Origin of the sequence: Corynebacterium sp. HMSC064E10, from assembly GCF_001812505.1 — a bacterium.
GTDB classification, from domain to species: Bacteria; Actinomycetota; Actinomycetes; order Mycobacteriales; family Mycobacteriaceae; genus Corynebacterium; species Corynebacterium amycolatum.
The window spans coordinates 273,079-292,384 of record NZ_KV809174.1; the positions used below are offsets into that span (position 1 = coordinate 273,079).

Sequence of the window (19,306 nt, forward strand, 5' to 3'; positions counted from 1 at the left end):
AGTTTTAGGAGCCACCGTGTCGGAAACTATGAAAATAGCCGCGACAACGGTGGCTTCGAAGCTTTTGCGCCTTCCTTGGCATATACCTCTGGAACAGTGGCCAGATGATTTGTTAGCCGCCCTACCTCAGGGAATTTCCCGGCACATTGTCCGATTCGTCAACTTAGACGACCGCGTCATTGCAGTGAAAGAAATTGGTCAGTTCACTGCTCATCATGAATACCGAATGTTGCGTGACCTGATCAGGCTCGGTGCTCCATCGGTTCGCCCGCTCGCGGTAATTACCGGCCGTAAGGATGCAGATGGCGAACCGTTAACTGCCGCACTCGTCACAGAACATCTCGAGTATTCGCTGCCGTATCGTGCAGTTTTTTCTCAACAGGTCACCCGCGAAACTGTGGTTCGCCTGATTGACTCTTTAGCAGTTCTGCTAGTTCGTCTGCATCTGCTTGGTTTTTACTGGGGTGACGTGTCGCTGTCGAACACTCTGTTTCGTCGTGACGCAGATGCCTTTTCCGCCTACCTTGTCGACGCGGAGACGGGAGATTTGCAAGGTACGCTCTCAGATTCCCGCAGGCTCTACGATGTCGACGTTGCCCATACCAATATCATCGGGGAGCTCATGGATCTGCAGGCCGGCGGATTCCTGGATCCTGAAATGGATGTAATTGCGGTGGGTAGACGCATTATTGAGCGTTATGAAGATCTGTGGCAAGAGCTGACGGGGGAAGAATCCATCGGTGTTGAGGAGCCTTGGCTTGTCGATGAGCGGATGCGCAGGCTCAATGACCTCGGTTTCGATGTCGGTGAGCTGAAAGTCACGAGTGATGGTGGCCGCGTTGTGTTCCGACCACGGGTGGTTGACGCAGGCCATCATCATCGGCAGCTGATGCGGCTGACAGGATTGGACGTGCAAGAGGGGCAAGCGAGGAGGATGCTCAATAGTATGCAGACCTTTCGGTTGTCGGAAGGTCTGGAAGGGATCCCGCTAGAGCAAGTTGCGCACCGATGGCTGCGTGAAGTTTTCGAGGCCACAATCCTGGCTGTGCCCGAGGGGCTGCGTGGAAGGCTGCAGGATGCGCAGATTTTCCACGAGGTCTTGGAACATCGCTGGTACATAGCGGAAAAACGCCGTGCGGATGTGCCGCTTCAAGAAGCGGTGCAGAGCTACGTGGCCCGAGTGTTGCCCGGGCATCGCGACGAGTCCGTATATCTTCCGGCGAGCGATGAGGTCGAGTAGCTCTCTAAAAGCAGACTGCTGAGCGTACGATTATTTCAAAAGTGACAACCAAACGACCTACCAGAATGTATATAAAAATATACATACAGGCCAAACAGGGGTACTTTTGGCGGTCGGGTGGTTGTCGGGTCTGTGTGTGATTGTCGCGGCCAGGTGCTTGCTTTGGTGTCGGTAGATGGCTCTGTTCAGTGAAAACAGCTCGAGAACAGCTCTAATTCTAGGTGTGTTTTCGAGAGCTTTTACTATTTTTCTCCTTTGCATTTGTTCACAGCTGACTGAAGGCCAACCTAAATTGGTTTTGGTCAAGTAAGATTTTGGTGAGACCGAATGCCCGCGTGGGTGGCATCGAAGTTCGCATGAAAGGCTACTTCTAGCCGCAGGGCGGGATAATCCAATTAGGCCACGGCTGTTGGCAAATATCCGTCCGAATTACTCGGAGGGTGCCATTGAAGTGGCCTTTCTTCTCAAGGGAGAAAATATAGTGAAGAACTTCAAGCGCCTTTCAGCTCTGTGTGCAGCAGGCCTGATGGCAACCGCTGGTTTGGTTGCGTGCTCGAGTGATGATGCGGTTGCAGATGGTGGTGTCTACTTCCTTAACTTCAAGCCGGAGCAGGATGCCGCATATCAGAAGATTGCGAAGGCATACACTGACAAGACTGGTGTTCAGGTCAAGGTCGTTACCGCTGCTTCGAATTCCTATGAGCAGACTCTGAAGGCCGAGATTGGTAAAAAGGACGCGCCAACACTGTTCCAAGTCAATGGTCCGGCGGGCCTGCGTACTTGGCAGGAATACATGGCAGACATGTCTGACACTGAAATTGCACAAAACCTCAACGAGGGCATTGAGCCGCTGAAGGGGGAGGACGGCAAGGTATACGGCGTCCCGTTTGCAGTCGAGGGATTTGGCCTGATCTATAACGAAGAGATTATGGACAAGTACTTCGCGATGCCTGATGCCAAGGCCAAGAGCATCGACGAAATCAAGGCCTTCGGAAAGCTGAAGGAAGTCGCTGAGGACATGCAGGCCAAGAAGGACAAGCTGGGAATCTCCGGCACCTTCGCTTCCACCTCGCTCGCATCCGGTGAGGATTGGCGCTGGCAGACGCACTTGGCCAACGGGCCGGTTCATTATGAATTCGAGGACCTTGGCACCAAGGAAACCGCTGATGTGAAGTTCAAGTACAACAAGGAGTTCAAGAACCTCTTTGATTTGTACCTGAATAACTCCACTGTCGAAAAGACTCTGGCCCCGTCGAAGGCTGTGTCCGACTCGATGGCTGAGTTCGCTCAGGGCAAGGCCGCTATGGTTCAGAATGGCAACTGGGCATGGTCCCAGATCAACGATGTCTCTGGCAACGTGGTCAAGCAGGACAAGATTAAGTTCATGCCTATGTACATGGGTCTGAAGGACGAGGATAAGACCGGCATCTCGGTTGGTACTGAAAACTACCTGACGGTCAACTCCAAGGCTTCGGAGGCTTCCCAAAAGGCAACGAAGGACTTCGTCAATTGGCTGTTCAACACCGATGAGGGCAAGAAGTACGTCGTCGAGGATCTTGGATTCATCGCTCCGTTCCAGAACTTCACTGAAGCCGACACCCCGAATGACCCGCTGGCCAAGGAAGTTGCCGCAGCAATTGAGAACGAGGATCTGACCACCATCCCGTGGGACTTCCAGTACTTCCCGTCTCAGCAGTTCAAGGATGATTTTGGCGCAGCGCTGGCGCAGTACGCTTCCGGAAAGATGCCGTGGGACAAGGTTGTCGAGACTTTCGCCGACAGCTGGAATGCGGAATCTCCAAACAATTAAATACCAGCAAATCAAAGGTGAGCCATTCCATCGGTGAGTGTGAAGCGAAAGTTTCTCGTGCATGAACAACCGACGGAATGAGTTCAACCAATGGCAAGGCGGAGCTCGGGGCTCGGTGACCTGTTAAACCGGTCTCGAGGCACCGGGCTCCGCCTTTAGCTTTAGGAGCGGTGTTGTAAATGCAAGCAACATTGAAAAAGTATTTCCCAATTTTCGTGCTACCCACGCTGATTGCCTTTGCAATCGCGTTCTTGGTGCCGTTCGTAATCGGTTTCTTCCTATCATTTACTGACTTCACAACCATCACTAATGCGCAGTGGGTTGGTATCGAGAACTACCAGAAGGCCTTTAGTGAGCGCGAGGGCTTCGTCGCTTCCTTCGGATTCACTCTCATGGTGGTTGTTGTTTCCATCATTACTGTGAACTTGTTCGCGTTCTGGATCGCATGGATTCTGACGCGCAAGCTGAAGGGTACGAACTTCTTCCGAACAGTCTTCTTCATGCCGAACCTTATCGGTGGCATTGTGCTCGGTTACACCTGGCAGTCGATGATCAACGCCGTGCTGGCATCGTACGGTACGACGATTGTGTCCGACTGGAAGTTCGGTTACGCCGGTCTGATCATCCTCATCAACTGGCAGCTGGTCGGCTACATGATGATTATCTATATTGCCGGTCTGCAGAATGTCCCGCCGGAGCTCATTGAAGCTGCGGAGATTGATGGCGCTGGACGCTGGGAGATTCTGCGGCACGTTACTATCCCGATGGTCATGCCATCGATTACCATTTGCCTCTTCTTGACCCTGTCGAACACTTTCAAACTCTTCGATCAAAACTTGGCCCTGACCAATGGTGCGCCGGGTTCAGAGACAGAAATGGTTGCTCTGAACATCGTCAACACCATGTTCAACCGAATTGGTGTGGAGGGCGTTGGTCAAGCCAAGGCAGTAATTTTCGTCGTCGTGGTCGTAGCGATCGCGATGCTGCAGCTGCGTGCTACTCGCAGCAAGGAAGTGGAGGCATAAATGTCTGTCGACGCTGCAATGACCACTGAAACGACCACCAAGCTCCCAAAGTCCAAGCCCGCTAAGCAGGACGAGGCCAAGGTGGGAGGCGTATCTAAGGTCATCATCTACGCGATTCTGGTGTTTTTGACCGTCGTGTTCTTGGGGCCAATCGCGTTCATTATCTTCAACTCGTTCAAGTCCAAGTTCGCAATTTCAGATAACCCCTTCCAGCTGCCACTAGGTGACATGTGGGTCGGGTTCGAAAACTACGCCGTCGGCCTGATGAAGGAGGGCTTCGGCTGGGCGATCGTGTGGTCCTTTGTCATCACGATCCTCTCGGTTATTGCGATTGTGTTCTTCTCTGCGATGACGGCTTACTACATCACGCGGGTGAAGACGTGGTGGACCTCGCTGCTGTATTACCTGTTTGTGTTCTCGATGGTCATCCCGTTCCAGATGGTGATGTTCCCGACCGTCAAGATCGCCGACATGCTGCATTTGAACAACCCAATCGGCATTGTGGTTCTCTACTTGGGCTTTGGTTCTGGTCTGTCGGTATTCATGTTTGCCGGCTTCATCAAGTCGATCCCGATCGATATCGAGGAAGCCGCGATGATTGACGGCGCATCTCCGATGCAGAACTACTTCCGCATCGTTTTGCCCATGCTCAAGCCGACTGCAGTGACAGTCGCAATTCTTAACGCGATGTGGGTATGGAACGACTACCTGCTGCCGTACCTGGTCATTGGCCTGTCCACTAAGTACAAGACCATCCCGGTTGTCGTGCAGAGCTTCGTTGGCTCCAACGGTAACCGTGACCTTGGCGCGATGATGGCAATGCTGGTGCTCGCAATCATTCCGATTGTGATCTTCTACGTCGCTACCCAGAAGCACATTATCGAGGGTGTTGCTGCGGGCGCCGTTAAGGGGTAGTCGCCTAAGCGTTAGCGCATAGGGCGCCAAGCACCGCGTTTTACGAAAGCGAAAGCCTCAACCGCGTAGGTTGAGGCTTTCGTCTGTTAATCAGCCTTTATTAGGATATGAACTCGTGGATAGATTTTTCAGCACCGATACAAAGTTCTACGCAGCCTGGTCGCTGTTAGCAGACCTTGTAATCATCAACCTGCTGATGATCGTCGCATCCATCCCGATAGTCACTGCAGGCGCAGCAACTCGCGCTGGAGTAGTGGTCGCTCGCGATATGGTCCGTGACGAGGGCTCGAGGCCCGTACGGCGTTACTTACGCGCCCTGTTGGACAATTGGCGCACACCAACCTTGTGGTGGCTGTTCACCTTGGTTCTCGCCGGTGCCATCGGCTATGAGTTCTACGTTATCTCGCGCGCGGACCTCGGCACTGTCGGCCTAATCTTCGCCGCAGGAGTTACCTCCGGGGCGCTAATACTGCTGGGAATTACCGCGTGGGTCTACTCGCTGTGCTCGCTTTCCGACGGTCAATCGTCGCTACGCCGAACCCTGGCAACGGCCACCAGCATGACCGTCAAAAACCTGCCGCGGACTGCGCTCGCAGTTTTGGCGCTTCTCATCGTGCCCGCGGCCATTTTCTTTTTTCCGGCGAAGATCTACGCGATCGCTACCTATGTCTTCCTCATCGGGTACTCGCTGAGTTGGTATTTAGTGATGCTGGCGCTTGAGCCCGTTCTGCCAGACAATGTTGGGTAGGTTTTCCCACTGGCTCCACTGGCACTGACTTAATCGGTGCCAGCTCGCACACCAGGCTGCTGACGGCCCTTAGCCCTCGTACTCCTTAATCTGGGGAAAGTCCTCCGCCTCGACCATCTCTAGCAGCTTCTCGCGGCGGACAAACGCGGAGCATGCGCCGACCGCCTGTACGGCTGCTGCACCCGCGGCGGTGGCCAGAGGGATGGCGTCGTAAAGCGAGGTACCCTTAGCCAGTTCTGCGGTGAGCGTGCCGACGAACGCATCACCGGAGCCAGTGCCGTCGACAATCTTCTCCTCTGGCAGCTTGAGCGCGGGGTGCTCGTAGATTGTCGGCTCGTCATCGATACCGTCGGAGTGCTGTGCGAAGAGACAGCCGTGGTCGCCGCGGAGCATGATGACGCTGGGGCAGTACTGCAGTAGTGCCTCGAGCTGTGCGCGGTAGTCGGTAGCGCGGATGCCCTCGGCGATGTCCAGGCGACGGATTGTTTCCCAGGCGCCCTTCATATTGACGATCAGCGGATCTGCATGGTCAATCAGCGCAGGTGTAACGGTTACGACCGGATTGAGGTTCAGTACCAGTCGCGCGCTGTACATGGATGCGACGGACGCGATGGCCTCAGTTGCTTCCGGGAGGAGCTCGCCCTGTGCGAGCACGATGTCCGCTGATGCGAACTCGTCGACGAAATCGGTGGGATCGGTCAGCGCATCGGCACCGCGCTGGACAAAAATGACCGGGCGGCCCTTGCGGTTCGTCGCGACGAAAGCGCTGCCGGTCGGCAAATCCCAGGAAGTCTTAATGGAGTGGACATCTACGCCGTGTGCGTTGAGTTCCTCGACCACGACGTCCGCAGCGCGATCCTCACCAACCGTACCGGCCATGACAGCACGGACACCGTCGTAAGCAATGGCAACGGCCTGGTTAGCGCCCTTACCGCCTAGCGAATTAGTGCCGTCATCAACGATGAGCGTGCCACCTTCGGCGGGGACGCTATCGACCTGGACCAGGGTATCTAGGTGGATCGATCCGCATACAACGACGGTTGGATTCTCATTCAGGTCAGGACTCGGCTGCATAAAAATATAGGATAGTCGCGAATTGAAATCCGCGTTGGCCGCCCGGTTTCACGCCCGTCAGAGCCCGCGAATCGATGCCCTACAATCGATGGCTATGGCAAAACTGTACTTCCGCTACGGAACCATGAACAGCGGAAAATCCATCGAGGTCCTTCGCGTCGCCCACAACTACCGCGAGCGCGATATGCGACCGTTGATCGCCAAACCGGCCGTGGATACTTTGGCTGACGGCGACGTGCACTCCCGCATCGGAATTGCGGAACGCGCGCACCTCATCCACGACGGCGATGACCTTTCCTCGCTTGCCGACGGCCACGATTGCCTAATCATCGATGAAGCACAGTTTCTCACCCCCGACCAGGTTGACCAGTTGCTGGGCATTACCCTTCGCGGTACTCCGGTGCTCTGCTATGGCCTGCGTACCGACTTTCGCACGCATGCCTTCCCGGGCTCCCAGCGATTGCTTGAAGTCGCCCACACCATTGAGGAAATTAAGACAATTTGCACCTGTGGGCAGAAGGCCATCTTTACGGCGCGGTTGAACCCGGACGGCAGCATTATTCTCGACGGCGAGACCGTGGAAATTGAGGCACTCGAAGCGCCGAAGTACATCTCCCTATGTGCCAGCTGCTACAACCGGATGTCGGGTAAATGGGCGTGAGCTGCCGAGGACAGTCCCGAGAGCTAGAGCTAGACAAGAAAACGGGCGAAGAGAAATAGGGAACAAAAAGGGAACAGCCCCGGCAGTCGAACCGTGGAAGTTCGCCCACCAGGGCGGGACTTTCACGAAACCTCCTGACCTGTTATATCAGGTCCACGGTTACACCCCGGTTACACCGGGTTTCGCCCCCGGTTACACGACAGGAGTCAATTATATGATGTGAACAGGAGCGCTCCTTGGAACGGGAAGTCAGGAAATTCCGCTTCCGCCTCTTCCTGCCTCTCGGCAAGCTCCACGCTCCACCGTGAACGCTCGACAAGTTCGTCAAAGGTGAGCACCTCCGGTGACTTACGGTTCGAGCGGAAACTTTCAAACCTACGGAACTTCTAGTCAATTAGGTTGCCTTCGGCGCGGCACAAATCGCACATGGGCCGATCACCAGAAACGAGCGTGGTTCAACCAAGTATGCACCGTCGCCGATGTTGTCTCTCGTTGTCCCTCTCGGCAATCCATCCGGCAAGGCTCTCCTTGGCGGCGCGAACCGTCGTCGAACCCCGAGGTGCCCCCTTTGCAAACGGGAATCGAGTCTAGGCTGCGGATGAGGTAGATAAGTTTGTTCGAGCCTTCCCGGTTCAAGATGATGAGGCCATCGAGAGTTGTCCCGTTCGGGGCATTGCTTGGGGCCTGAAAACGGATCTCGCGAACTACGCCAGGCTCGTGCGCAACTTGAATCTCGAGCTGGCGACGCTGTTTTCGCAACTTTGCCGGAATCTCTGCCATCTCTGTTCCTTCCACTGTCTCTTGAGCAGCACACACAGCTGCACCGCTACCCGGAACTTGACTAGTTCAGCGATCGCTGTATAGTTCAGCGCATGCTGACTATTGCTTCGCGTCTCGACGTGATGAACCGCCTGGGTCGTGCACTGGCCGACCCCACTCGATCCCGGATCATCTTGACCCTGCTCGACCATCCCGCCTACCCGGCGGAACTATCCCGAGATCTGGACCTGACACGCTCGAATGTGTCCAACCACCTGGCATGCTTGCGCGATTGTGGGATTGTCGTCTCCGAGCCCGAGGGTCGTCGGACACGATACGAGATCGCCGATCCGCACCTGACACAGGCGCTGACGACACTGGTCGATGCCACTCTGGCAGTAGACGAAGGCGCCCCGTGCATAGATCCCGCCTGCTCGCTTCCCGGATGCGATGTAGCTAGGGAGGGCGCATGATCCTCACCTCGGTCTTGCAGGCGATAGGCCTGTTCGCAGCTACCAACATCGACGACATCATCGTGCTCTCCCTCTTCTTCGCGCGAGGGGCAGGCCAGAGCGGCACTACCGCCCGCATTCTGGCCGGCCAGTACCTCGGATTTGCCGGCATCCTCGTTGCCGCGATCCTTGCGACCATCGGCGCCGGAGCATTTCTGCCCCCGGCAGCCATTCCATACTTTGGTCTCATCCCTCTGGGCCTCGGCCTCTGGGCCGCATGGCAGGCCTGGCGCGGAGACGATGACGACGATGACGACGAGGCCAAGGTTGCCGGCAAGAAGGTCGGCGTGGGGACAGTCGCAGGCGTCACTTTTGCCAACGGCGGCGACAACATCGGCGTCTACACCCCTGTATTCCTCAGCGTGGAACCTCTCGCGGTAGTCGCCTACTGCGTTATCTTCCTCGCGCTCGTTGCGGTCCTGGTGGCCCTGGCAAAGTTCGTCGCCACCCGCCCCCCGATCGCGGAAGTGCTCGAACGCTGGGAGGACATCCTCTTTCCCGTCGTTCTCATAGGCCTCGGCATCGTGATCCTCGTCAGCGGCGGAGCCTTCGGGCTCTGACGTAGCGGCAGTGTTCCAAACGGCCCCGACCGGGCACACCCCTCTCGGTTCAGACCCCAACAACTACCCGCAGCCAGTCCTGCGTGATCACAGCAACAAGACCGCTATGAAGCGCTGCAAAAACCGCGCCACCAGATGAGTACGGAAACTCTTCCGCGGCTCGGTCCGCGCTCATAAACAATCCGCGCTATAACCCGAGCAGGAACGGCGTTCAGACAAAGAAAAATGACCCCTCCGAACGAACGGAGCGGGTCACTTTTGTGTTCGCGGCCGTTTTCCTTCGGCCGACAGGAGGTTTCGTGAAAAGATTGGAACAGTTTCGTGAAACCCCCAGGGCATTTAGTGCCCCCACCAGGGCTCGAACCTGGGACAAAAGGATTATGAGGTAGTGAGTCGCTACTCAAAAATGAGGAGCGGGGCTGACCTGCGGTTTTAGGTAACCGCCGTTTTGTAAAAATTTCCTCCTATTACACTAGGTGTTTTCATTATGCAGTTGTCGAAAATGTTTTCTACCCCCACTGCCCAGCCAGGCGGAGCCGTAGTGGACGTGTGCAGCGACGAGCCGGGAGCAGAGCGCAGGGGCAAGGGCGCGCGAACGACCGAAGGTCGCATGCGCAAGCGCCCGCGGCAGCGGAGTGGCGCGGTAGGTGTGGGAGCGACCGCGCGCGGTAGCGTAGGTGTAGCTGACGGCGGGGCGTGGCGAGGAGCCGCAGGCGACGAGCTGGCACATGGTTTATCCATATGTGCCAAAACACGACAAAACGACAACCGGCAGGAAAACACCAAGGTGGATAGGGGATTTCCCACGGTAGAAGAATGTCGGGACGCGGCAGGAAAGCTGTCCTCACGGACGTGGGAAGGGGGAGAGGGGAAGGTCGCAACGATTCAGATTTCCCCGAGTTTGTTGCGGCTTGGTGCGTACGATTTCAATCTTCGGGAGAGAAGAGAAGAGCGGTCACGCTCCCGTGCCCGCAAGATGCAAGATCAACAAAAGGTGTTGGTGAAAATTGAGAGGGAACGTACGCGGCATAAAGAGCGCGTTGCGGAGGTCGAGCGTCGGCTAACTGAGTTGGAGGGTGTACTGGATACCTCGACGGATACCGCTGTTCGTGCGGATGCTATCCGTGAGCACACTGTACTGCTGCGGGAGTGGCGCAATTTGGGTGTTGTCCCTGCGGAGGAAAAATTGGATGCGGCATTGAGGGCACTGCGGCATGCCCGAGAGCTGTCGGAGGGGATTCTGCCGACTCTAAAGGGGATGGCAACGGAAAACCTGGAAAAGGCGGGTGACCAGCAGGAACGTGACAAGTGGGAGGTTTACCTAGAGCAGCTGGCAATGTGCCAGAAAAAGGAAGAGGACCGCCGGATTTTGGAATGGTCGCAGAAGAGTCGAACGCGCATGATTTCGACATTTTCCGAGCTGGACTGGAACGCGTTTTTGGAGCAGCCGGGCAAAGTTGCCATGGCGACTTTGACGTACCCCGGCGATTGGCAGGCGGTCGCGCCTGACTCAAAAACGGTGTATGCGCATTTGAACCGGTTGCGGCTTCAGTTTCAGCGTGATTGGGGGCGCGAAATGCTTTCGGTGTGGAAAAGAGAGTTTCAGCGCAGGGGGGCTCCGCATTATCATCTTTTGATGGTGGTGCCAGAGGGAACATGTACCGTGAAAAATCCCGTGACCAGCGAAAAGGTGCAGGTGGATTTTACCGGCTGGCTTGCTGCAACATGGGCAAGAATCGTTGCCGCCGATCAAAGTTCAGGGGAACGTGCGCGGCATCTGGTGGCGGGTACTGGTGTGCACTATACGCGGCAGCGTTTTGAGTCCCCGCGTCATGCAAGTTTCTATTTTTCAAAGTATGCGGCAAAAAATGCGGATGGGTCGGGAAAGGAATATCAGAATCGCGCTCCGCAGGAGTGGGTCGAATCCGGTGCGAGCGTCGGGCGTTTTTGGGGTGTCTTTGGTCTCAAAAAGGTGATGGCGGTTGCGTTGATTTCTGCTGATGAGATGATTTTTTTCGGTAGGACGCTCGCTCGTTGGGCATACTCGCGGTTCGGTACAAAACGTCGCATGGTGGGTAAATGGCGCGCTGGGTGGATTCTCATGGATGATGCGCCAGGTATGGCAAAAGCCCTGTTCAGAGCGTTAAGTGCGTATCGTGCAGGTGGTGAAAAACTGCCGGTGGGGATGCGGGGGTCAGTTGCTCTCCGCCAGTCGGCGCTGTAGTGCGTTGCGGTTGTATCTGGCTTCGATTTTTGCTTGGTCGGTCTCGGTTATCTCTTCAATATGGCTGGATTGCCGGGCATTGAAAATTTTAGGCACAAAATCGGCGGTGGTAGATGTGTCGGACTGTTTATCGTCACTGTGACGATTTGCCAGGGATTCCTGAACTGCTTTGTTCCACCGGTGGATTTGCGTCGGCGATACTCCAGCCCACTGTGCGACTCGGCGTTGTGGTACACCAAAATCAGCAAAAGCCAGGCTAGTGAGCGTTTTTAAGGCTTCGCGATTGGCTTCGATGATGTCGCGAGTGTGCTCGATTTGGGCTTGCAGGTCGCGGATTGCATCTTCTTTTTCTTGTGCCAGTCGGCGGTAGTCGCTAGTGCTCATGTGGCGAGTCTATGTGATGCGGGCGGTACAAATCTAGTCGTTTGATTCGTTGCGGTGCGCCGGGTGATACAATTTGGAGCGAGCGCAACAAAAAGTATGATATACTACAGATAGTTCCAAAGGGGAACGACGGTTGTTATCCGTTTTTGTTTAGTAGAGAGGAAGCCAAAAATGGCGCTCAATAGTTTTACTGTTCCGGCTGCAGGTGTGAAGCTTGTTGTTCTTGCTGATGCGGAGTCGCGTCAGGTGATGCGGTGGGAAAACCGTAAGCCCACGGACAATCCAGCGCTTGATGATGATGGCAATCAAATTCATCGCATCACGGACATTCCTGCTTTGTGGCAGGGCGAGCAGACGACCATCGCAGTACAAAGCTCGGAGGCTTTTACTCTGCCTGCTGGGAAGGTTCTCGCGGCTGGAAAGGGCTGCAGCCTGCAGGTTCGCGCAAGTTCCGACCGTGATTCGACTTTTGCGGAAATGCGTCTGACCCTGCGTATCGGTGAGCTGCAGCAGGTGGCTGATTTTTCAGAGCAGCTAGCACGCTAAGACCGCTGCGGCTGAAGTAAAAAAAATTCTCGTGACCTGTGGGTTCCGCACCAGCAATCGTTTTGGTGCGGTTCGCCAGGGGAGCCGACGAGGACTTTTCCCCTTTTCCATCTATATGTAAGGAGTAGAAGGATGGATTTTACTTCCATTGTTGTGCTGTGTGCCGTGGTTTTTGTCGCGGTCTACGTGCTGGCGTCGATTTATGAGCATCGTCACCCGCCTGTGCCTGCTGGTCTGCGAATGCTGACGGAATCGGAGCGCCAAGATCTTCGCGAGCATGAAAGTGAATTTATGCAGCGGTGGGGTGACGCGGAATCTTGTGCGGATTTTTTCGAAGCCACGTCTACATTCTCGGGTGATGAGACCGGGTTAGAGCCGGAAAGTCGTCAGTACCCCCGCCCGATTCGGGCGGAAAAAACCTCCCGAGGTGTCGAGGTAACGCTCCAACTTCCTATCGGCATCGACGCGGAGGACGTCGAAAAAGCCATTCGCCGAGGTGGTGAATGGGTCGCAATCGACGGCATTTCGGATACCGTGGTAGAGCGTAAAAGCCCTGGTCGTGTGGTGGTTCGTGCCGTCACGCGTGCAGCTTTCGAGCAGGACTTGGGTGGCGATTTCCTGTGATGTTGACGGATACGCGTCCGTGGGCGGTTGATGAAAATGGGTTGCCGGTGGTCTGGGAGCCTACCGATGTAGGTCATGTGGTGATTTCGGGCATTACTCGAACGGGTAAGTCTAAAGGTTCGCAATCGCTGATTGTTGGGACGCTTTTGCCCTGGGTTCAGTACACCGGAGTTGATCCGTCGGCTGGTTTGCTCAAGCCCCTGAAATTTTTTTCGGAGCGTCCCCAGGATTTTGTGCTCGGGTCTGACCCTGACTGGGTAGATAGCGCGGTTGCCCTGCTGGAGCGCTGCGTGGAGGTTATGCGTGAGCGCATTTCTTCTCTTGGTTGGGCGGAAAAAATCAATGATTTCTCCACTGAAACCCCCGTTATCGTGGTGATTTTGGAAGAATATGCCAATTTTTTGACTGCTCTAGAGGGGCATGGAAAAGACGGTAAGAAACTGAAAGCTCGCGTTGTCTCGCTCGTCGGTACTCTGCTGCGTGAGGGGGCAAAGGTTGGCGTGTTGTGCTTCACGATTTTGCAGCGCGCTGAAGCTGCGGTGCTCCACGACAGGTCACAGTATTCTGTGCGTATTTCGTACCGTCAGGATAATCGCGACAGTATTGCGATGCTGTTTGACCAGCCCGAGCCTGATGAAATCTCGCGGATTGTTTCTCTGTCTCCTGGTCGGGGTGTGCTCTCCGACAATGGGCAATCCTTGCGTTGGTTCCAAACCCCTAATCCTGCTTATTCGGACTATGTGCGCACCGTAGAGGAGCGCATTTATACAGGTCATACACCACTTTTGGAGGAAAATCATGAGTAAAAACGCTACGACGGTGGCGATTGCTGCGACTGCGGTCGTGGGTGTCGGTGCCCTGGTGCTCACTGGTGCTCTGGCTGGTGGTTCCGGTTCGCCTGCTCCGTCATCTGCTCCTGCGGATAGTGTGGCGGAAGTTTGTGAGGGTTGGTTTGTAGACCATGGCGAGTGTCAAATCGCGAAGGCTCGTCAGGCTGCGGAGGAAGCATGCGATTTCGACCCGACTGATGAGTTTTTTGCTGATGTGAGGGCACGTCAGTGTGAAAGCGCCCAGGATCGGTCGGTGGAGGTGGAGCGACTGTATGGTATGCCGGAAAATCCGTCTGACCTGCAGATTTCGCCGGTTACGGCTCCCTATGCTGCCAACACAGAACGTGTCTGTATGACCTACGAGGACACGGTGCGTTCCACTGGTGAGACGCTGCCGTCTCGCTGTGTTGTGCGGTTGGTGTCTACCTAGCCCCGGTGGGGGAGTACAGAGGGGGGCGCTAGCCCCCTCTTTGTCCTTGACTCGTCGCCCACGGTGACCCCCCTGGCTGTGTTCTCCGTAGCCTGCCCCGGGTGACCCCTTGCTTTTTGTGTCTCTTCTTTGATTCGCGCCCGCGACGGCGGGCGCACCTATTACTTCGTTTTTTTTGAAAGCTGGTTTACAAATGGTTTCTCTTTTGACTCCTGGTGAGGTTGCTCGTCGTTTGGGTGTGTCTCGTCAGACGTTGATGCGGTGGCGTGCTCGTGGTGTCGGTCCTGATTTTATGCAGGTTGGCGAGTTAGTTCGTTACGTCCCTGAGAGTGTGGACGCGTATGCGTCGGGTAGGGTGCGTGAGCCAAATGCCTAGCTCAGTGCCGTATTTTGGGGCTTATGCGGCTGAGTGGCTGTCGATGCACCCGGTCGCAGAAAAAACGATGGAGGATTACCGCTGGCTGTTGGAGCACTATCTACAGCCTGTCTTTGGAAATGTCCGTCTCGATCAGATTACGTACCGAGATGTGCAGGGTTGGGTGATGGAAACTGCCCCGCACGCCTACCACCAGGTACGACAGGCGTTGAGTATTATTCGCCAGGTGTACCGGCTGGCGGAGATTGAGGGCTATGTGAGGTCTTCGCCGGCGAAGCTTGTGAAAATGCCGCCTGCCACTAGGGCGCTGCCTGACCCGCTTTCCCCGGATGAGGTACAGCGAGTGTCCGCACAGCTGTCTGGTCGTGACCTGCTGATTTTTGAGGTCTTGGTCTACGGGGGCTTGCGATTTTCCGAGGTTACAGCTCTAAAACCCGCGTCGGTGCACGATGAGTACATCATGGTCTCGGGCGGTCTTATCCCTGCTCGTGGTGGCGGGTGGCTGCGTTCGGACGGCAAAACCCACCAGCGTCGGCGGGTGTATCTCCCCGGTTTTGTCATGGAGCGACTGAGGGAGTACGTAGCCCAGTGTCAGACTGAGCTGTTGTTTACTTCGGCTGTTGGTACTCCGGTGCACCGTACGAACTGGACGGCTCGTAGTCTGCAGCCTGCCTGTGACCGCGCGGGCGTGAGGAAAATCACACCGCATGCGCTCCGGGATACATGTGCAACGTTGGCTCTTCGGTCGGGGGTTGCCCCGCAGGTTGTTGCGGCGCACCTTGGGCACGCTGATGCGACCACTACGCTCAAGCACTACGCGGGGGTGGTGTCCGGTGACCTCGAACATCTATCCGTGTCGCTTCAGGACGCGATTTCCGGGGTAGTGCCCCCACCAGGGCTCGAACCTGGGACAAAAGGATTATGAGTCCTCTGCTCTAACCGACTGAGCTATAGGGGCAAGGATTGGGTGCTGTGAAGCGACAATTAAGCGCTACAAACCAGTGCCCAAAACCTCATAGCATCATAGCAATCAGCCACCGTGCGGTGATAAAAGCCCTATATCCAGCGGTTCCAGGTGCAGTTATACAGGCCCAATGAAGCCGTCCCTAGTTCTCAATGACCTTATCTCCCGGTCGCGACGAAGAAAAGTGCCTCCCCGTTCTCCGCCAACCAAAGCCCGCAAAGTTACGACTTTCGGTTGATGAATCAGTGCTTGGACACTTCTAGCATTAATCCTATGAGTACGAAACCTTCCTTGAGCAGCGCCGACGTCTCAGCCGACGCACAACCCGGTGCTACAGAGAAAGCGGAGGGCACCGCCGTCACGGCAATCGCCAACGAGGATCAGATTGCTGAGTTCTCGGCCTCGCCACAGCGCTGGTGGGGCCTGCTCGTGCTTGCGGTTGGCCTAGGCATGATTGTCCTCGACGGCACCATTGTTGGTGTCTCACTGCCGACTATCATTTCGGAGCTGGGCCTCGACATCGTCGGTGCGCAGTGGATTACCACTATCTACTCCGTCGTCTTCGCCGCGCTGCTGCTAACCTCTGGCCGTGCTGGTGACCGCTTTGGCCGTCGAACCCTTTTTCTCGTCGGTCTGGTCATCTTCACGGGCGGCTCCGTTGTGGCCGCGCTTTGCACATCCTTGGCCCCGTTGGTCGTAGCCCGCGTTATCCAGGGCATTGGTGGCGCGTGCATTCTGCCGTCGACACTGTCCAGCGTTAACGCACTGTTCCGTGACAAAGATCGCGCCACCGCATTCGGCATCTGGGGTGCGGTCATGTCCGGTGCCGCAGCAGTCGGCCCGCTCTTGGGTGGCGTCCTTACTCAATTCGCTGGTTGGGAAGCCATCTTCTGGGTCAATGTGCCCATCGCTGTGGTGCTTTTCCTCCTTGCGCTGCGCTGGGTGCCGAACACCGCGGGCGAGACCAATGGCGCTGGTGGTTTCGACGTTCTCGGCCTGCTGCTATCTGGAATCGGCTTTGGTGCCGTCGTCTTCGGCATCATTCAGGGTGCCAAGATTGGGTTTGCTTTTCCCTCCGCGCCCGTCGTCACGCTCTTGGTTGGTGCGGTGGTGCTCGTCGCCTTCGTGCTGTGGGAGAATCGTCGTCGAAAGAACGCGGATCCTGCGCTGTTGGATGTGTCGATGTTCTCTTACGCCACGTTCAGCTGGGGTAATACCACGGCGATGCTCGTCGCGGTGGGTGAGTTCGCGCTGGTCTTCGTGCTGCCGCTTTACTTGGTGTCGGCGATTGGCTTGTCGACGATCGCAACTGGCCTGGTCCTGGCAGCGATGGCTCTCGGCGCGTTTTTCGCAGGTGCCACGGCGCGTCATCTAGCGGCCCGGATTACCCCGGCCGGTGTCGTGATTGTGGGGCTGGGGCTCGAGGTCTTTGGTTCGCTGCAGTTGGCGGCGGAAGAGCGTGTTGGCCTGCCGTTGTGGCTAGTTGTGTTTGCGCTGATTATCTACGGTCTGGGCCTTGGCCTGGCGTCGGCGCAACTGACCTCGCTGGTGCTCGGCGATATTCCGGTGCGTCTGTCGGGACAGGCGTCGGCGACGCAGTCGACAATCCGGCAGATTGGTTCTGCTCTCGGTGCGGCACTCGGTGGTATGGCGTTGACGATTGGGCTGGATCGCGAGATTGCGAAGTTGTCGCCGGGACTGGAGCAGATGGGGCAGGGGCTGAAGGATTCCGCCGGCTCTATCCTGATTGGTCTGCGGGCGCAGGGCGCTTCCGACGCTGTATTGATCCCGCTGACAAATGCGTTTGCACATGCCACACAGTTTGCGCTGTATTCCGCCGTCGGTGCGCTAACTATCGGTTTCCTCTGCTCGCTAAAGGTGCTGCAGCTGCGCAAGCAGGCTGAGAAAACGAATTAAAGATTCGGAATATTTGGCTGTGAGCCTGCGTTGGGAATTGGTGTCACAACATCAATCGTGGCAGTCTTATCGTTTGTCTCTTAACCGGACTTGCAAGATAGAAATGACCAACATGAAAATGCTCACAAAGCGGCGTTGGCTCGATTACGGCCGAATTTCCACTTCCTCCTGTCGCTAAACACTTCAGGTTTCCGCCCCCGTTGCGCCTACCTCTTCGAGGCTGAGCCCAGCGGCCCTCGGATACCCCATCACGCGCATATGTCAGATGACCTAAAGTGCGCCATAAGTGTTTTCAGACAGATAAAAATCCAGGAGGAAAAGTGAATAAATTCAAATGGGCGACCGGCTTCGGTGCCCAAGTTGTCTATGGCCTGATTATTGGTCTCATTTTGGGCTTCATGGCCCGCAGTACTGGCGATGACTCCTCGCTGCGCACAGCGCTGGACGAGGTCGGCAGTACCTACGTCACGCTGTTGAAGCTGCTCATTCCGCCGCTGGTGGTCACCGCAGTCGTGGTGTCGATTGCCAACCTGCGCCAGGTCGCAGGCGCAGCCAAGCTGGCTGTTTCGACGCTTATTTGGTTCGCCATCACATCCTTTGTATCGGTGGTTATTGCCATTGGCCTGGGCTTGCTTATCAAGCCGGGCGTTAACTCCGGCGTCGATGCCTCGGCTGCACAGGAACCGGATTCTGTGGGCTCGTGGTGGGGATTCCTGCAGAGCATTGTCCCGCAGAACTTCCTCGGCCTTGGTGTGAAGATCAGCGAATCTGACGGTGCTGTATCCGGCTCGCTGAACTTCAACGTCCTGCAGCTGCTGGTCATCGCGATTGTCTTCGGTATTGCCGCAGTAAAGGTCGGCCCGAAGGCTGAACCGTTCATCGAGTTCTCCGGCTCTCTTTTGACCATCGTGCAGAAGGTGCTGTGGTGGGTTATCCGTCTGGCACCAATCGGTACTGCGGCTCTGATCGGTCATGCTGTCGCTGAGTACGGTTGGGAAGCACTTGGCAGCCTGGGCAAGTTCGCCATTGCCATCTACATTGGCCTGTTCCTGGTTATCGCAGTTGTGTACCCAGTTGTGCTGAAGATTCATGGCATTAGCCCAATCGACTTCTTCCGTCGCGTCTGGCCAGTGACCTCGCTCGGCTTCTTTACTCGTTCGTCGATGGGCGTCATGCCGGTCACTGAGCGCGTTGTCTCGCGTCGTCTGGCAGTGCCGGATGAGTACGCCTCTTTCGCAGTGCCGCTGGGTGCTACCACGAAGATGGATGGTTGCGCTGCCATTTACCCGGCTATCGCAGCTATCTTCGTGTCGCAGTTCTACGGGGTACCGCTGGACTTCACGGACTACCTGCTCATCATCTTCGTCTCCGTTATCGGTTCGGCTGCAACTGCTGGCACCACCGGCGCTACCGTCATGCTGACCCTGACCCTGTCGACCCTCGGCCTGCCACTCGCCGGTGTCGGCCTCCTGTTGGCTGTCGAGCCGATTGTGGATATGGGACGCACCGCGGTAAACGTCACCGGTCAGGCCGTGGTCCCGTTGGTCGTCGCAAAGCGTGCAGGAATTTGGGACCAGGGCGAGTGGGACGCAAGCGCCAACGCCGACCTGTCGCCAGCCGACGAAACAGCTGACGAGTCGGACGACGAGTCTGCGGACGCGCCTGCTGAGAAGTCCACGTCTGCCGCGCTTGCGTAGTCTTGAGGAC

19 protein-coding genes and 1 tRNA gene are annotated in these 19,306 nt (G+C 56.3%); 17 read left to right on the forward strand and 3 right to left on the reverse strand.

The annotated features are described in order from the left end of the window. Positions 1–16 precede the first annotated feature (16 nt). The 5 genes from HMPREF2860_RS09545 (at position 17) to HMPREF2860_RS09565 (ending at position 5,738) form a co-directional block, all read left to right on the forward strand. Positions 17–1,240 (forward strand): DUF4032 domain-containing protein, encoded by a 1,224-nt coding sequence (locus HMPREF2860_RS09545; protein WP_070628839.1) that lies wholly within the window; start codon positions 17–19, stop codon positions 1,238–1,240. Between the two features lie 526 nt (positions 1,241–1,766). Continuing rightward, a complete protein-coding gene (locus HMPREF2860_RS09550; protein WP_222867013.1) occupies positions 1,767–3,050 on the forward strand; it encodes an ABC transporter substrate-binding protein in 1,284 nt (427 codons plus the stop codon). Positions 3,051–3,229: 179 nt separating this feature from the next. After that, positions 3,230–4,075, forward strand: coding sequence for a carbohydrate ABC transporter permease (locus tag HMPREF2860_RS09555; protein ID WP_016423090.1), 846 nt, complete (start codon positions 3,230–3,232; stop codon positions 4,073–4,075). A gap of 18 nt (positions 4,076–4,093) precedes the next feature. Next, complete coding sequence (locus HMPREF2860_RS09560) at positions 4,094–4,990, forward strand: carbohydrate ABC transporter permease (RefSeq protein WP_038629092.1); 897 nt, start codon at positions 4,094–4,096, stop codon at positions 4,988–4,990. A gap of 115 nt (positions 4,991–5,105) precedes the next feature. Beyond that, positions 5,106–5,738 carry a MusI family membrane protein gene (locus tag HMPREF2860_RS09565; RefSeq protein WP_070628840.1) on the forward strand — a complete coding sequence of 211 codons (633 nt, stop codon included), beginning with the start codon at positions 5,106–5,108 and terminating at the stop codon, positions 5,736–5,738. A 69-nt stretch (positions 5,739–5,807) separates the two neighbouring features. On the opposite strand, the gene HMPREF2860_RS09570 is transcribed toward HMPREF2860_RS09565, so the two are convergent. After that, positions 5,808–6,812 (reverse strand): PfkB family carbohydrate kinase, encoded by a 1,005-nt coding sequence (locus HMPREF2860_RS09570; protein WP_070628841.1) that lies wholly within the window; start codon positions 6,810–6,812, stop codon positions 5,808–5,810. A gap of 94 nt (positions 6,813–6,906) precedes the next feature. Between HMPREF2860_RS09570 and HMPREF2860_RS09575 the strand changes: the two genes are divergently transcribed. From HMPREF2860_RS09575 to HMPREF2860_RS09600, 4 genes are all read left to right on the forward strand, one after another. Next, a complete protein-coding gene (locus HMPREF2860_RS09575) occupies positions 6,907–7,473 on the forward strand; it encodes a thymidine kinase (protein WP_038625984.1) in 567 nt (188 codons plus the stop codon). An 872-nt stretch (positions 7,474–8,345) separates the two neighbouring features. Continuing rightward, entirely contained in the window at positions 8,346–8,705 is a 360-nt protein-coding gene (locus HMPREF2860_RS09590; RefSeq protein ID WP_070628842.1) for a Cd(II)/Pb(II)-sensing metalloregulatory transcriptional regulator CmtR, read from the forward strand. Then, positions 8,702–9,304, forward strand: a complete 603-nt coding sequence (locus HMPREF2860_RS09595; protein WP_070628843.1) for a cadmium resistance transporter — start codon at positions 8,702–8,704, stop codon at positions 9,302–9,304. The genes HMPREF2860_RS09590 and HMPREF2860_RS09595 overlap by 4 nt, the downstream gene beginning before the upstream one ends. A 487-nt stretch (positions 9,305–9,791) precedes the next feature. Continuing rightward, positions 9,792–11,528: a rolling circle replication-associated protein gene (locus tag HMPREF2860_RS09600; protein WP_070628844.1), complete on the forward strand. Its 1,737-nt coding sequence runs from the start codon at positions 9,792–9,794 to the stop codon at positions 11,526–11,528. Here HMPREF2860_RS09600 and HMPREF2860_RS09605 read toward each other — a convergent pair. Continuing rightward, entirely contained in the window at positions 11,499–11,912 is a 414-nt protein-coding gene (locus HMPREF2860_RS09605) for a hypothetical protein (protein WP_070628845.1), read from the reverse strand. The two genes, HMPREF2860_RS09600 and HMPREF2860_RS09605, sit on opposite strands and share 30 nt — an antisense overlap. A gap of 171 nt (positions 11,913–12,083) precedes the next feature. Between HMPREF2860_RS09605 and HMPREF2860_RS09610 the strand changes: the two genes are divergently transcribed. From HMPREF2860_RS09610 to HMPREF2860_RS11440, 6 genes are all read left to right on the forward strand, one after another. Then, the gene (locus HMPREF2860_RS09610; protein ID WP_070628846.1) at positions 12,084–12,458 is read left to right on the forward strand and encodes a hypothetical protein; all 375 of its coding nucleotides are present in this window, start codon (positions 12,084–12,086) and stop codon (positions 12,456–12,458) included. A gap of 132 nt (positions 12,459–12,590) precedes the next feature. Beyond that, complete coding sequence (locus HMPREF2860_RS09615; RefSeq protein WP_070628847.1) at positions 12,591–13,082, forward strand: hypothetical protein; 492 nt, start codon at positions 12,591–12,593, stop codon at positions 13,080–13,082. Beyond that, the gene (locus HMPREF2860_RS09620; protein WP_141752989.1) at positions 13,079–13,888 is read left to right on the forward strand and encodes a P-loop NTPase family protein; all 810 of its coding nucleotides are present in this window, start codon (positions 13,079–13,081) and stop codon (positions 13,886–13,888) included. The genes HMPREF2860_RS09615 and HMPREF2860_RS09620 overlap by 4 nt, the downstream gene beginning before the upstream one ends. After that, on the forward strand, positions 13,881–14,342 hold the full coding sequence (locus tag HMPREF2860_RS09625; RefSeq protein WP_070628849.1) for a hypothetical protein: 462 nt from the start codon (positions 13,881–13,883) through the stop codon (positions 14,340–14,342). The genes HMPREF2860_RS09620 and HMPREF2860_RS09625 overlap by 8 nt, the downstream gene beginning before the upstream one ends. A 193-nt stretch (positions 14,343–14,535) precedes the next feature. Then, on the forward strand, positions 14,536–14,718 hold the full coding sequence (locus HMPREF2860_RS11435) for a helix-turn-helix domain-containing protein (protein ID WP_083309524.1): 183 nt from the start codon (positions 14,536–14,538) through the stop codon (positions 14,716–14,718). Then, complete coding sequence (locus HMPREF2860_RS11440) at positions 14,711–15,643, forward strand: tyrosine-type recombinase/integrase (RefSeq protein WP_371440921.1); 933 nt, start codon at positions 14,711–14,713, stop codon at positions 15,641–15,643. Before HMPREF2860_RS11435 ends, HMPREF2860_RS11440 begins: the two co-directional genes overlap by 8 nt. On the opposite strand, the gene HMPREF2860_RS09630 is transcribed toward HMPREF2860_RS11440, so the two are convergent. After that, positions 15,603–15,676: transfer RNA gene (locus HMPREF2860_RS09630), tRNA-Ile, on the reverse strand. The genes HMPREF2860_RS11440 and HMPREF2860_RS09630 overlap by 41 nt on opposite strands. A gap of 279 nt (positions 15,677–15,955) precedes the next feature. Here HMPREF2860_RS09630 and HMPREF2860_RS09635 point away from each other — a divergent pair. Continuing rightward, on the forward strand, positions 15,956–17,599 hold the full coding sequence (locus HMPREF2860_RS09635) for a DHA2 family efflux MFS transporter permease subunit (protein ID WP_141752990.1): 1,644 nt from the start codon (positions 15,956–15,958) through the stop codon (positions 17,597–17,599). A gap of 320 nt (positions 17,600–17,919) precedes the next feature. Then, positions 17,920–19,296, forward strand: coding sequence for a dicarboxylate/amino acid:cation symporter (locus HMPREF2860_RS09640; RefSeq protein WP_038625982.1), 1,377 nt, complete (start codon positions 17,920–17,922; stop codon positions 19,294–19,296). Positions 19,297–19,306: the final 10 nt, after the last annotated feature.